Genomic DNA, 14,552 nt, shown 5'->3' on the forward strand with positions numbered 1-14,552 from the left:
TAAATGATGATTACTTTGGTTGGCTCATCACAGGGGTCGCTGGATTTATTCTCTCTGCTATCAATTTTGCCAAAAGATCTAGGGATCGATACCCTTCTTCAAAATTATTATCCACTCCGCCTACTTCAACAAGCATGCTGTTTGGTGATAGGGATTGATTATACTCTCCATTATTTCCATGTGCTCGCTCTTTCGTAATGACAGCTCTTGAAATTCCTGGTACCAACTGATTAAGTTCATTATGGAGTTGGCGGGCCAATTGCAGATTTTCCTCATAATTCTTACTCGATTTGCCGACGATAAAGGCAAGTCTTGCATAAGATTTCCCATCATGTGTCAATGTAGTTTTGTTTCTTCGTAACGAGTCTCGATGAATATCAATTAAATAAGTAATATCTTGATTCTGCTTCATAACAGTTTGTACCATTTTTCGAGACTTTCCATAGGAACCTTCCCAAGTATATTTTTTATGTGTGGCGATTGCTCCTACACCCTGCTGTTCCAATCTTTGTGCTAAATAATTACTTAAAGTAGTTACATTCACTTTTAAGTCGCTCGCTTTATTAGCACTTCCTTTTTCCTTTAACTCAGGAAGATAAGATTCCCAAAAATGAGTAGTGTAGATCAAAACACGTTTGGATAAGCCACTTTCTTTAGCCACTGAAGGCGGCTCTTCTTCTTGGCTAGATTCCAAACCTTTTAAAATCTCTTTTTCTAGTTCTGGCGGTGGGGGAGACTCCACAGGGATTGAAGTATAATCCACATCAGAACTGGCTAAAACAATCTCTGAATCAAAGAGAGCAAAGAGTGGCAACTCTCTCCCTAAAAAAGTTCGTGGATCTCGAAAATCAATACTTGTAGCTAAATCAATGAAGAGTCGAGAGGCTAATCCCTCCATGTCAGGTGCGTCCACACTCTCTTTTAGATATGGAATCTCTCCACCCATCACCATGACGAGCGTCTGATCTGGAATCCGTGATGTTACCTTACCTATACTAGATGTTTGCAAACTATTTTCTGCTTGCAAGACTACTAGAGATCCCACAACTGCAAAGATCACAGCTATTCCCATCAATATAAACACCAAGGTTTGTCGTGTTCGGGGTCTCGATATATTAATAATTTTAAATCCTCTCAACTTGTTCACCCTCTATCAACAGGTTCTATCTAAAAGTATGTAGTCGTTCATAGAGTTAGAACTTTTAAATATAATCAGATGTTTTGCGAGGTAAGGGTTTCTATTAATATATTTCCTAGTATATCCCCATAGGTTGCTGTATAAGCCCACAAGAAAGGGGATCAATCCCATTGATCGATCCCTATTGTAAATGAGAAGCCACATTATCCATGGTTACAGTCTCATGAAGGGCACAGTTAACTCCATTAGCAACCATTTTGGCAATATTCGCGATGAATGAATCTACTTCTTTTGGAGTTACGATTAGGTTTTGCCCTAATGGAGATAAAACTTCATGGATGAGTTGTTTTTTCTCTGCTGAATCTAGTCCACCTAACATGCCTAACAATTGATTCTGGGTTTCAGTTGGCACTTGATGTTGTTGCAGATCTTTCACAGAAGGGCGATTATAGGGGTCAAGTGGATTGGAGCGAACCCCCTGCATCTCTCGACTCACATGGGAAAGTACAAAGTCGATCGTATCGTGGGCAATCGTAACAGCGTCTACTACTGTGGGGACACCAATAGCAATGACGGGGATTCCTAATGTTTCTTTATTTAAAGCCTTACGCTTATTCCCTACTCCTGATCCTGGATGGATTCCTGAATCAGCGATTTGTATGGTTGTATTCACTCTAGACAAAGCACGAGAAGCTAATGAATCAAAAGCGATTACAAAATCAGGCTGGCTTTGTTCAACAACCCCTTTTACAATCTCACTGGTCTCCATCCCTGTGATTCCCAAAACTCCCGGTGAAATCGCACTAACGGAACGATAGCCCTCAGCGACTTGTTCAGGAACAAGCTCAAATAAATGACGAGTGATCATCGTATGTTTAACGACCCATGGACCAAAAGCATCAGGAGTGACATTCCAGTTCCCCAATCCAACAATTAACGCTTGATCGTTGGACTTTATACCAATCTCATGAAGAAATCGGCTAAACTCTTCTGCAAAATGAGTTGCCACACGATGCTCTAACATTGAATCTTTAGATCGTAGTCCTGGAATCTCAAAAGTTAAATAAGTACCTGGAACTTTCCCCAATTCCCTAGCGCCTACCTCATCATCAATCTTGATCCAGCTAGTTGTAATCCCATCTTTTGTTGTTTCTTCAATCTGTACACCAGGAATCTGGTCCGTATGCTTCAATCTCTCTGAAGCCATTGCGTGAGCTTCACGAGCTAAATCAGTGCGGATGGAGTATCCACTTAAATCAACTTGGTGCAAACCTACTCCCTCCTTCCATCTTCTATTAACTAGTGTTACCATTTACTTGTTTTAATTATTCCCGTTCTTCGATTATTGCTTTTTGCCCTTGCTCATGCTAGAATATTGCATGTTGCATGAAATGGGATGCGTATCTTTGAACTCAGGAGGTGAATCGGTTGGCAAATATTAAATCCGCAATTAAGCGTGCAAAAACCAACGAAGTACGTCGTGCACATAACTCAGCACAAAAGTCTGCGATGCGTACTTCTGTGAAAAAGTTTTTGGTTGCTGTTGATCAACAAGAAAAAGAACAAGCAGCTGTTTTACTTAAAGAAGCAAGCCGTAGCTTAGATAAAGCTGTAACTAAAGGCTTAATTCATAAAAATGCTGCTGCTCGTAAAAAATCACGTCTTTCTTCCAAATACAATGCATTAAACGCTTAACACCCACATAAAAAAGCGACCCGATGAACTGGGTCGCTTTTTTATGTGGGTTTAACTTATAAAATCCCCATCGCATCTTTCATCTTACGAACGGTTTGTTCCGCTACTTCATTCGCCTTTTCAGCACCCTGTTGTAAAATACGAATTAACTCGTCAGACAGCCGGATTTCGTGGTAACGTTGTTGAATCGGAGTAAGATGATCAATAGTCGCCTCAATCACATCTTTTTTCAATTGACCATAACCAATTCCCTCGTATTTTCTTTCTAACTCGCAAATTGAGATATCAGCAAAGCGACTGTACAGAACAAGTAGGTTACTCACGCCAGGTTTCGTTTCTGGATCATAGCGAACGATATTTTCTGAATCAGTAACTGCTCTTTTTAATTTTTTCTCAATCAATTTGGGTTCGTCTAACATGGTAATATAGTTAAAGTGGCTATCCGCACTTTTACTCATTTTTTTCTCTGGTTCATCAAGCCCCATGATCTTGGCACCTTCTTTTTGAATCAGGGCTTCGGGAACCGTTAACACATGACCATAATCACGATTAAAGCGTTCTGCTAACTCCCGTGTCAATTCAATATGTTGTTTCTGATCTTCACCTACAGGAACCTGATCCGCCTGATAAAGTAAAATATCTGCTGCTTGTAAGACTGGATACGTATATAAACCAGCCACCACAGAGTCGGAGCCTTTACTTTTCTCTTTGTATTGAATCATCCGATTCAATTCGCCAATCCGAGCCAGACATTGTAATAACCATCCAGCCTCACTATGTGCCCTAACTTGAGATTGGACAAATAAGGTAGCTTTCTTAGGATCTAATCCAACAGCCAGATACATAGCAGCAAGATCCAACGTTTTCTCTCTTAACTCCTGAGGATCACGCGGAATAGTAATCGCATGAAGGTTTACTACACAGTAGTAACAATCAGCTTGATCTTGAAGTTTTACAAATTGTTGAATGGCTCCTAAATAGTTTCCCAAGTGGACAAAATTTGTAGGTTGGACACCTGAAAATACACGTTTCACTTTCATCACTCCTTTTTAAAAATAAAAAACCCGTCCCCACAAAAGGGACGAGTTGAGCTCGCGATACCACCCTAATTCACCTAACATTAAAAAGGTACACTCATTGAATAACGGGATTCTATCCCGACTTGCTCCTAGTAAAAGCAATCGCTTCGTTCAGACAAGCAGCTCCAAAGCCCATTCACATAGGTTACTGATTGGCTTGCACCTTCCGCCAACTCTCTGCACAGACTCTCCATGCTACTCTTCTTTGTCATCGCTTTAAGTATTTAAGATTATGATACCATAAACCAACATTCATAATGAGAGAGTATAACCTTTTACAAACTTCCTCATCATAGGATATAAGTTATATTTTCCAGCAAGTTCAGTTTGAAGTCAAGCATATCTTATTTACAAATGCATTAAAGTGTGCTAATTTTTCTATGATAAGGAGGGACGGTTATGGGACAAGTCATTCCTTACTATATACAAATTCTTGCGCCGATTGTTGCGTTAATCATGGCTACGGCTGTCGTGGTTATTCGCTTGCGTGCAACTAAAAAGCCCACATCCGCCAAAAAAATACTCATTCCCCCTCTAGGGATGAGCACAGGGTTTATGATGTTCGTCTACCCACCTACACATATTCCGTGGAGTTGGGCATTGATCGCATTTGTAGCAGGGATTATTTTTTTAGCCATTCCACTGATTCAAACATCCAAGTTTGAAATCATTGATAACCAAATCTATCTCAAACGCTCCAAAGCTTTTGTAGTCATCTTAATCATTTTATTAATCATTCGGATGGCTCTACACAACTATATTGAACAACATATTAGCATCTTTCAAACCGCAGGAATTTTCTTCGTCCTAGCATTTGGCATGTTATTACCATGGCGGCTAGTCATGTTTTATCAATATAAACAATTAAAAAAAGAGCTATCAAATGAATCCATTGTACCTAATAAATAATCTCCTTAATCTAGGAGATTATTTATTTCTGTTCTGATCAAACAATGCTTCCTCTGATCTCACTTGAATTTGATGTCGTCGTAACAACGCAGCTGTCACCCCCACTCCTGCCTTTTTGATCCCTTTAAATTCTCCATTATAAATGGTACAGCTCCCACAAGATGGACTTCGTTCTTTGAGAATCGCTTCTGTGGCTCCAATCTCTTTAGCGATTTTTAAAGTCTCATAAGCTCCTTGAACAAATGCTTTTGTTACATCGTTACCATGAATATCAATCACTTTTGCTGTCCCATCTAGCACATCCTCCCCATCTCCACCTACGATCTCTGCTGGGGGGCGCGGGGTAGATAATCCACCCATTTGCTCAGGACAAACCGGGAGTGCCTCTCCACACCTTACTAATTCTAGGATATCATCGGCTTTTTGATGTTTTTGATCATAGCGACACTGAATCCCCGCTAGACATGCACTTACTATTTTTCGAGACATCTTTGTCAATCCTTTCATTGTTGGATCATAACATATCATCATATAGCCCCTTAACCATTGGAACTTGATGTTCGCTTTTCATGAACTTGTACCTTACGAAGAAGTGAAGAAGTCGCTCATCCTCCGATTCTAGGAGGAAGCAAACTACACAATTTCATCACTACACCGCGAAGAATCATCGAAGTGAGTATATAGTGAAAGTTGCGAACTCATCTAAAGACCTACTCGTATTGTGTAGAACTTGTTACAATAATATCGAGAAGGATTAAAATTAATTTAACACAAAAATGACTGTAACCGTTTACTAGAGGAGTGTGTTCCTAGTGTCTGAAAAAGTTGTTGTGGTGGGTGGAGGTTTGGCAGGGTTAAGTGCTGCTGCTCGACTCGCACACAATGGTTACCAAGTAACTTTACTCGAAAAAGCCCCTAAATTAGGCGGTCGAGCCATTTCAATTCCGTTGAAAGGCTTTAATTTCAACTTTGGAGCTCATGCCATCTACGCTCGAGATAAATCGATTCTTCGCAAATTTGAAAGCGAAATGCCACTTCATGTCGATTGGAAAGACTTTACACCTTCTAAAGCTTTCTATGATATGGGAACTTTTACAACCCCTATGCCAGCTACATTAGAAGGATTGTATCGTACAAAAGTGCTGGATTCACAAAATAAAATCCGTTTTGCTTACGAAGTTTTCAAAACGATGACTTCGATTGAACGTGGAGAAGATGGCGTTCTTATCGGCGACTATCTAAAAAATGAACCTGAACAGATCCGTGACCTTCTGTTAACTGTTGCCTCTTCAAATTTCTTTACCAACGAACCTGAAAAAATACCTTCTCCTCTCTTTTTCCAGTACTACAAACGTCTTTTTTCTACTAACCGAGCGGTCTCCTATATCGGAGGTGGTTGGCAAGCAATTGTAGACTCGTTTGCTAAGATTATTGAAGATAATGGTGGAAACATTGTAACGAAAGAAAAAGTTATGGAGGTACAGTTGGAAGGAAAATGGATCCGCACTATTGTAGGCAAGAACGATACCTACCAAGCTGACCATTTTATTTTCTGTATTCCACCCAAAGAGTTAAGTAATTTATTTGCAGATAGTTCATATCAAAATTATTTCACGGAGTACCAAAATTTTTCTCCAACCCAAGTGGTTGTCTACGATATCGGATTAAGTGAGCGAATCGCAAGTCCGTATACCTATATCTACCAAAAAGCTCACCGTGTATTTATCACAGATATCTCCTATTACGATGAAACCTGTGTTCCAAAAGGTGGGCAATTAACACAAGCCATTGCTTACTTGAACGCTGAGGAGATCGCTGAAGGAAAAGCAGATGAGAAAGTAGTATTGATTGAATCCATTTATGACAAACACTTCCCAGGCTGGAGAGAAAAGCTTGTCGCAAAACGCGTCTCTAAGAAAGCTACTGTTCAAGAAATCAAATGCATTGAAGATCAACGATTAATGCCAGTTAAGTTTTATGGTCTCCCCAATGCCTTTTTTGCAGGTGACTGGTGTCAAGGGGAAGGACAGTTATCTGAGCTCTCCTTCACTTCGGCCTATGATGCAACCAGTCGAATTATGAAAAACTCCTCACTCAATCAAACACATTTAGCATAATTTTTAAACCTATAAGTTATATAACTAGAGCTATAGAGTCATCATTATAAGAAAAAAGCTCTTCCAATGAAAAGGCTGCTACTTCATATGAGTAGCAGCCTTTTTTCATCTATAAGATTGATCTGTTCACACTACTGCACTTGAATGGAAGTAAATACCTTAACGATCACAGCACCTACCAAAATAAACACGAGTGCTACCGAGAAAAATACTGTTGAGAATAACATCTTATCGTAAGCGTATTCTTTTAATTGTTCAACTGATTTGCCATCCATACGACGGATGTGAAAACGAAGGTTAACATTTCCCACGACTAACATCACAATGGGAGTAGCAATGAAATACCACATCGGAATTCCTTCGATAAAAGCACCATCACCCGCTCTAAAAAATGCTTGAACGATGAAAAAAATCCCTAGAGCCGCCTGCATGAGAAAACCAGAAGTATAATAGCGCCGCCAATTTTCTCCTAGCTTCTCCTTTTCATATTGAAAAATCTCTTTCATTTGTGGAAACAAAAGAAGTGGCGGATTATTTACTTTTATAAAGTATAAGAGCAAGGGAAGGAGTATAAAAAATCCACCTAAAACCCCATACAATACTGGTGCACTCAATTGTGAGATAATTAAGCCAGCAATAATTCCCATATAAGCGATGTAAAGAATATTAGAATAGAGAATCTGCTTTTTTCTAAGAGTAGCTAATCGACTTTCCTCCATATGTCAAAACTCCTTTACTCCGTTTGTGACACCTGCTCTTTCCCAAGAGCAAAGCCCGCAAAAAGTCTTCCACCAAACGGTTCTATTAGTTCTTCCATCCCATGAATGAATGGTTGTTCTTGTTTACTTATATAATAGTCCTCAAATATCTTAACATACTTTTTTCCTAAACGATGGTCCAGTTGTTGCAATCGGCGGAACAACCACTTACTTTTCCCATTCCAATATCCATTCATTCGTAAGAGAAACTCGGCCACCAAGGGAAATAAAGCCTGAACTGCACACAGAGCCTCTTCAGGTACTTGAGCGCCAGCCACATCATCAAGAAGATCTGTAATTCTATAACGAAACTGAAGTACATCTTCTTCGGTGAGTGCTTTAGGTCCTCGTTGATACCATTCTTCCGCCTCTTTTTTAAGCTGATTGGCAAAACCATCATCCCGAATTACTTTCCCTTCAATGCACATTCGCAATAATGATGGATTAGCTGTCTCATATCCAATTTGAAAGTAGTCAAGGTAGGAGCTTTGATTATAGACAAATGTTTCAATCATCCAACCTAAGACTTCAAAACTTTCTCGATAAGCGTATGAAATCGTGGGATCAATGATCACTAGATCTAATTCTGAAAACGGCGTTTCCTCTCCTCTACCACTACTACCACCTAATAAGACAACTGAACTGTGGGGGAACTGATCATCGATAAACTGATCAGCCGCTTCGATTGGAGACTGCTTCACTTTCATTTCTCCTTTATCTTTAAGTCCTCTATATGAGCATTTTAGTAGCATATGGATCCAAGTCCCATCGAGGCACTATTTCTCTGTCTCACTCCCGTAGTGCGATCCGCAAAATTCGCTTGCCAGAGAAATATCTCCCCTCCTAGGCTCATTGAAGCAATCTGTAATTTCCAATTTATCTAAGTTATTTTATTAAGTCAAAGAAGTATTTATCTTCTTCCACATATGAGGAGGAGTCTCACTTGAACAAAAAGACTACAGATGAATTTCGATCTGTAGTCTAGTTTCCCTAATGAATTCAAGTGGTATTGTTCAAGTCGAATATATTAAACGGGTACATTCATATGTAGAAGTAGACGCTCAATGGCCAAAATCTTATCTGAACGGCCTGATTTAATATCTTGATCCGCTTGGATCGCTTGTGCCAATAGTGACCGTAACATCTTTTCTGAAAAGTGGGTCACTTGTTTAAGCGCAAGCTTTACAGGGTAAGGGTGAACTTTTAGCTGAGAAGCAATCTCTTTCTCTGGATAGCCTTGCTGGGATAGAACCTTAACCTGAAGCATTAGCCGAAACTGGCGGGTAATCAAGGCCAAGATACGAATAGGTTCTTCTCTCTGGTAAAGCAGGTCATACCAGATCGAGAAGGCTTCCTCCATCTGACGGCGAGCAATGTGATCCGTTAGCTTAAACACATCCTGCTCCAAAGTACGGGGAACCAACTCGGTTACATGGTTGGGATTAATTGTTCCCCGTTGTCCCACATAAGTAGCTAACTTAATACACTCCTGTTGAAGTAAGCGAAGGTCATTGCCAACGAGCTGGATCAATTCTCCGATCGCATCTGGTGTTATCTTCACTTCTAGTTGGTGACATCGTTTGTTCACCCACTGACTTAGTTCATTCCCTTGGAGTGGATTAAACTGAAGCGTTCGTGCTAGCTTTTGTAGTTGTTTGACTACTTTTTTTCGTTTATCCAATTTATCAGCAGGAGCAATTAAAATAACAATATTAGGAGTAAATGGTTGTCCTATGTAATCGATTAGTACATCTGCCTGATGATCTACACCACTTTTTCTTTTCGCCGAGGTTAGAAAGTAAGCATTTTTCCCGATAATCAAACGTCGCTCTCCAAAAAAAGGAGGAGTCTCCGCTTCTTGAACGAGCTCTTGAATCGAAATCTCCTCTAAATCTAGCCAAACTTCATTGCCAAACTCATCTTCTTCTGGCATCAACTGTTGTCGAATCCAATGTACCGTTTCGTCTATTAAAAAGGTTTCAGCACCATAAAAAAAGTAAACCGGATGTAGTTTATTTTTCTTGATGTCTTCAAAAAGTTGCCGATCCATCCATGAGTCACCTCTCATCCTAGTTTACCTGTTTTCCATTTTTTCTTCTATCTTTATTCTTTAGGTTTTTCAGCTGAAGTTGATTTTCGATGTGAATCTCAGTGGTGTCTACTCGATCATATTTACCTTTACTATCAAACATCGGAGTTCGATTTGCCAAGGAAAAGTCCGCTCTACCCTTCGATTCCGAGAGGACACTTTTATTTAATCATTGCTTCTAATTGATATTTTCCAGACGGATCTACACGAACACTAATCGCACCCTGTTCATCCGTTCGCCAGATGATAGCTTGATGTTGCTCAAGACGCTGGAGTACATCGGGAGTTGGATGACCGAAGCGGTTCTGTTTTCCTACTGAGATCACTGCATGCTTGGGTTGAGTCGCAGATAACCATGGCTCGTGTGTGGAAGTTCGACTCCCATGATGTGCGACCTTTAAAACATCTACAGATGGCAAATCCCAGTGGGTAAGTAAAAATTGTTCCGCCTGTTTTCCAATATCCCCTGTCAGTAGAATCTTTACCCCGTATACTTGTAAAAGTACAACGACAGAGTCCTCATTTGTCTGCTTTCCATCACTGAGTAACTGTTTGGAATCAGGGTGGAGGAATTGCCAAGAGACCCCTGACTCCAACTGCCAACCCTTTCCTGAAGGAACATGTCCAATCGGAACGCCTTGTTTTTCTAGTGAATTTATTAACATCGCCTCGATCAGTGATCGTGGTGGATGCGGATTTCGAATCACCTGCTTCACGGGAAAACGTTCCACAACAGCCAAGAGACCCCCAATATGATCTGCATCCCCATGGGTAAGAATCAGTTGATCAATCTGACGAATCCCTCGATAAGATAAGTATGGGACAAGTACTCTCTTCCCTACATCATAGGAGCTAGTTCTTTGTTGCCATTTTTCTTTGGCATAAGATACACTACCTCCTCCATCAATCATAATGACTTTCCCATCCTTGGTCTCTATGATGATTGCATCGCCCTGTCCTACATCCAAAAAAGTAATTCGCGTCTCCTCTCGCTCCCATAAATGGATCTGATGTGCATATACGAAGAGTGCGACAAGGAATCCCATAGAAATCCAACGATGTTTAGAATGAACAAAATACGATTTGACCCAAGCCCCCCAAAGATAAAGAAGAATGATTATATATGCGAGTAACCATAGTAGAGAAGGTGGTACCCATGATGTATGAGCCCAGCTCCACGCCATCAACAAGTCTACACCTTGATCGACTCCATCCAAGACTAGAGAGGGAAAAAGAGCGATCCCTTTCGCCAAAGAGGAATTTATAAAGCTGAGAAAAAGACTTCCCATCCCGATTGGAAGAACCAATAAACTAAGCACAGGCACAAAAAGTAGATTAGCCAACCAAGAAATGAAAGAAAACTGTTGGAAATGCCAGATCAAGATGGGAAAAGAAACAACCTGAGCAATGATCATGACTGCAATCGTTGAACGTAGCCAGCTCCAATCCAATGGTAAACGGTCCGCCAACTCTTCTACTCCAATAATTAAAGCAAAAGTAACAAGATAACTCAGTTGAAAGCCAACTTCTAGCCATTGATAGGGATTCCATAACAATTGAACGATCAACGCTATAGCTAGGAAAGAGGCCATATCCTTCCATTTATTTAGATAAATCGCCAACAAGGCTAACCCTCCCATAAGCGAAGCACGAATCACGGGAACCCCCGCCCCTACTAACATCGCATAAAGAGGAAGGACACATAGAGTAACTAATGCTGCCTTTTCCCTTGTCAACCCAATCCATTTAAGAGCGACATATAAGCAACTCACAATGACCCCAACATGTAATCCTGAAATAGATAAAATATGTATGATTCCTAGTTGCTGATAATTCTCTTGGGTGTCTTCGTCCACTTGCTCTCGTTGTCCTAACAACATTCCTTTCATAAGCCCTGCATGCTCCTGCGAAAAAATCGTGTCCAGCTGTTGGGACAAGTGTGCTTGTAGATGGTCTAACTCTACACGAAGATGAAAGGAAGAAGAAGATTGAACGATGGGTTTCCAGCCATCCATTTTTCCTATCCAATGAATTTGTTGGCGATAGAGATATTCTTGATAGTGAAAGGCACCTGGATTCCGTGGTGGAGAAGGTCGCTCGATCACCATAGTCCCACGAAGGTAATCATACCTTTGGAGAGTCTGAGCCTGTCTCCACTCATCTACATCTTTCAATTTTGCAGCCACCCGAATCCGCTCATTGGAAAGGGGATGGACAGTGCTCTCATTCGATATGTAACTCACATCCATATCAAACGTCACACGATCTCCATCTACAATCGGTTGACTGATCACTTTTCCTGTTACAATACCCACACAAGTTTCAGTACAAAATGAAGAAATCATCGAATGATTATGCTGATCTACATATGCAAACCGAGCAGCCCCCAAAAAAATACCGATCAAAAAAAGAGTTACCATCAGCCCTCTTCGATAATAGTAAAAGACCCATCCTCCAATGACCATCACTAAGATGAAAAAAACGATGTAGCCTAGCCAATTTTTCCAGAGCCAATAGCTGATCATGCTACCCGCTAACCATCCCAATCCAATGACTACAAATGGTCTCTGTAACAAACTTTATTCACTCCAACGATCTATTTTGTAAATAATTCCATACCATTCGACATTTTCCTGTCTTTTTGTACAAAAAAAGCCTGTCGAATTCTTTCAACAGGCTTTTCCATTTAAAATCAAAACGAAAAATTACTTCCCACCTTCTCGTCTACTTTTCGCCCAATCATAATTTCCTTCATAGCGAGTTAATCGTTGGTCTTCTAGCCAATAGATTTGGTCCACAATCCGATTCAAAAAATAACGATCATGGGAAATCATCAACACAGTTCCTGGAAACTCTAGGATGGCCTCTTCCAATACTTCTCTCGAATCAATATCTAGATGGTTGGTCGGTTCGTCCAAAATGAGTAGATTGATATCTTGGTGCATCAACTGAGCCAATCGCAAACGCATTCGCTCACCACCGCTAAGATCTTTCACTTTTTGAAATACAGCATAACCATGAAATAAAAATCGTGCGAGCAGATGACGTGCATCGCTTTCTGCTACATGGACTTCATCTCGAAAAGCTTCGATCACTGTTCGGTCCAGATCTCCTTCAAAAGCTCCTTGTGACAAATAGCCCACTTTTACTGATGTACCCATCCGTACAGTTCCTTCATCCGCCTCAATCTCCCCCTGAATAATTCGTAAAAGTGTCGTCTTCCCTGTACCATTGGCTCCAACAATTGCACATCGTTGACCAAATGAAATCACAAGATCAACATTGGAAAATAGTAAACGATCCTCCGCCAATTTCCCAATCTGTTCAGCAACAATGACATCCTTCCCACTTCGGGAACTCATTTCGAATTGTAGATTCATCTTTTTTCTTTCTAAAACAGGACGTTTGACTTTTTCAATCCGCGCAAGTGCTTTTTCCATACTTTTAGCCTGACGGTGTAACCCTGCATTAGGGGGATTGGAACGATTCGCCCACTCTTTTAATCGCTTGATGGTCTCTTTCATTTTCTTGATTTTACGTTCTTGTTGTTGATACTCTTGAAACTGTGCTAATAGCCGTTTCTCTTTTTCTTGAACAAATGAAGAATAGTTACTTTGATAAACGGTGATTTCTCCTTCTTCCAGATCCCAAATCTCTGTAACAACCCGATCCAGAAAATAACGATCATGTGAGACAACAATGACTGCTCCTTGATATTTACCTAAAAAGTCTTCCAACCATTCAATCGATGGTAAATCTAAGTGGTTGGTGGGTTCATCGAGTAAAAGTATTTCTGGCTTTCTAAGAAGCAATGTAGCCAACCCAATCTTGGTTTTCTCCCCTCCACTACATTCAATAAAGGGACGATCCCACATCGTTGTTGGAATACCTAAGCCACTTGAAACTTGGGCGATCGCAGATTCAATCTGATAACCACCCTCATCGGCAAATTGCTGTTGATATTGATCCCAACGTTGATATAACCGGTTAAGCCGTGCTTCATCCTGAGAATGTTCGCTGATTTCAAATGCAAGCTGCTCTATTTTTTTCTCCAGCTCCATAAGTTCAGCAAACGACTGTAGTAGAACATCTTTGACTGTCAATGATCTAGCAAACTCAGGAATTTGTGCTAGATAGCCAATTTTTACTTGTTTGCGAACAAAGACATCCCCTTCATCCGGGCTCTCAACCCCAGAGATACACTTCAGTAATGTTGTTTTTCCACTTCCATTGGCACCCACCAATCCAATTCGGGCTCCCGCTTGAACTTCAACATTTATTTGCTTGAGTACCCACTCAGCACCCAACATTTTTTTAAGTTGATGACACGCACATACGATCATGAACAAGACTCTCCTTTTGTAGACAGCAAAAAGCCATCAGCAAGAAAACCTCGCCGATGGCTCTCTGTCCTTTATTTGAGAACGATGAGGATTCTTACGAAATCATAGAATAGAGGTCATTTGTATAGCTAAAAATGGACACACTGATCCCGTTAATTGCTTTTTTATGGGTAATGGCATGTTTTTCCACTGCCAACCATGTGATGAACTCTATTCCTGTTCGCAAGATCCTCACCTCCTTGTCATTGATCGTTTGATTAATATCTTTAAATTATATGAAAACAAATAGTAATATGCAACCCATTGTGCTAATTTTTTATATCCTATATTTATCTAATCACTCTAAATGAGCATTTTAAGTAACATATATATCCCAATTCCGTCGAGTTGTTTCTCTGTTTCACTCTCGTAGCAGATCCGCAAA

14 protein-coding genes and 1 other annotated feature are annotated in these 14,552 nt (G+C 40.4%); of the genes, 3 read left to right on the forward strand and 11 right to left on the reverse strand.

Annotated features, from left to right (window positions below; genetic code table 11):
- Positions 1-10: 10 nt before the first annotated feature.
- Both spoIIP and gpr read right to left on the reverse strand, forming a co-directional pair.
- Positions 11-1,072, reverse strand: a complete 1,062-nt coding sequence (gene spoIIP / locus EDD58_RS07120; protein ID WP_131924167.1) for a stage II sporulation protein P — start codon at positions 1,070-1,072, stop codon at positions 11-13.
- Between the two features lie 247 nt (positions 1,073-1,319).
- Positions 1,320-2,408: a GPR endopeptidase gene (gene gpr, locus EDD58_RS07125; RefSeq protein WP_424321656.1), complete on the reverse strand. Its 1,089-nt coding sequence runs from the start codon at positions 2,406-2,408 to the stop codon at positions 1,320-1,322.
- A 158-nt stretch (positions 2,409-2,566) separates the two neighbouring features.
- Here gpr and rpsT point away from each other — a divergent pair, with 158 nt between their 5' ends.
- On the forward strand, positions 2,567-2,833 hold the full coding sequence (rpsT, locus tag EDD58_RS07130; protein WP_131924169.1) for a 30S ribosomal protein S20: 267 nt from the start codon (positions 2,567-2,569) through the stop codon (positions 2,831-2,833).
- 56 nt (positions 2,834-2,889) lie between these two features.
- Here rpsT and trpS read toward each other — a convergent pair whose 3' ends face one another.
- The gene (trpS, locus tag EDD58_RS07135) at positions 2,890-3,873 is read right to left on the reverse strand and encodes a tryptophan--tRNA ligase (protein WP_207903271.1); all 984 of its coding nucleotides are present in this window, start codon (positions 3,871-3,873) and stop codon (positions 2,890-2,892) included.
- 34 nt (positions 3,874-3,907) lie between these two features.
- Positions 3,908-4,133: a binding site (T-box leader), on the reverse strand.
- A 178-nt stretch (positions 4,134-4,311) separates the two neighbouring features.
- On the opposite strand from trpS, the gene EDD58_RS07140 reads away from it, so the two are divergent.
- Positions 4,312-4,821, forward strand: a complete 510-nt coding sequence (locus EDD58_RS07140; RefSeq protein ID WP_131924170.1) for a CcdC family protein — start codon at positions 4,312-4,314, stop codon at positions 4,819-4,821.
- An 18-nt stretch (positions 4,822-4,839) separates the two neighbouring features.
- Here EDD58_RS07140 and EDD58_RS07145 read toward each other — a convergent pair whose 3' ends face one another.
- Positions 4,840-5,310: a 2-thiouracil desulfurase family protein gene (locus tag EDD58_RS07145; protein ID WP_131924171.1), complete on the reverse strand. Its 471-nt coding sequence runs from the start codon at positions 5,308-5,310 to the stop codon at positions 4,840-4,842.
- A 323-nt stretch (positions 5,311-5,633) separates the two neighbouring features.
- On the opposite strand from EDD58_RS07145, the gene EDD58_RS07150 reads away from it, so the two are divergent.
- Positions 5,634-6,938 (forward strand): phytoene desaturase family protein, encoded by a 1,305-nt coding sequence (locus EDD58_RS07150; protein ID WP_131924172.1) that lies wholly within the window; start codon positions 5,634-5,636, stop codon positions 6,936-6,938.
- Between the two features lie 131 nt (positions 6,939-7,069).
- Here the strand turns inward: EDD58_RS07150 and EDD58_RS07155 are convergent, their stop codons facing one another.
- The 7 genes from EDD58_RS07155 to EDD58_RS15255 all read right to left on the reverse strand — a co-directional run bounded on the left by EDD58_RS07155 (position 7,070) and on the right by EDD58_RS15255 (position 14,354).
- A complete protein-coding gene (locus tag EDD58_RS07155) occupies positions 7,070-7,657 on the reverse strand; it encodes a hypothetical protein (RefSeq protein ID WP_131924173.1) in 588 nt (195 codons plus the stop codon).
- Positions 7,658-7,671: 14 nt separating this feature from the next.
- Positions 7,672-8,397: a nucleotidyltransferase domain-containing protein gene (locus tag EDD58_RS07160; protein ID WP_131924174.1), complete on the reverse strand. Its 726-nt coding sequence runs from the start codon at positions 8,395-8,397 to the stop codon at positions 7,672-7,674.
- Between the two features lie 326 nt (positions 8,398-8,723).
- Complete coding sequence (holA, locus tag EDD58_RS07165) at positions 8,724-9,746, reverse strand: DNA polymerase III subunit delta (RefSeq protein WP_165875856.1); 1,023 nt, start codon at positions 9,744-9,746, stop codon at positions 8,724-8,726.
- 19 nt (positions 9,747-9,765) lie between these two features.
- Complete coding sequence (locus tag EDD58_RS15250; RefSeq protein ID WP_279389099.1) at positions 9,766-9,888, reverse strand: hypothetical protein; 123 nt, start codon at positions 9,886-9,888, stop codon at positions 9,766-9,768.
- A gap of 58 nt (positions 9,889-9,946) precedes the next feature.
- Complete coding sequence (locus EDD58_RS07170; protein ID WP_131924176.1) at positions 9,947-12,361, reverse strand: DNA internalization-related competence protein ComEC/Rec2; 2,415 nt, start codon at positions 12,359-12,361, stop codon at positions 9,947-9,949.
- Positions 12,362-12,490: 129 nt separating this feature from the next.
- Positions 12,491-14,128, reverse strand: coding sequence for a ribosomal protection-like ABC-F family protein (abc-f, locus tag EDD58_RS07175; protein WP_243648670.1), 1,638 nt, complete (start codon positions 14,126-14,128; stop codon positions 12,491-12,493).
- A 94-nt stretch (positions 14,129-14,222) separates the two neighbouring features.
- Positions 14,223-14,354, reverse strand: a complete 132-nt coding sequence (locus EDD58_RS15255; protein WP_279389100.1) for a hypothetical protein — start codon at positions 14,352-14,354, stop codon at positions 14,223-14,225.
- Between the last annotated feature and the right edge of the window lie 198 nt (positions 14,355-14,552).

The organism is Hazenella coriacea (assembly GCF_004341825.1).
GTDB lineage: Bacteria > Bacillota > Bacilli > Thermoactinomycetales > Thermoactinomycetaceae > Hazenella > Hazenella coriacea.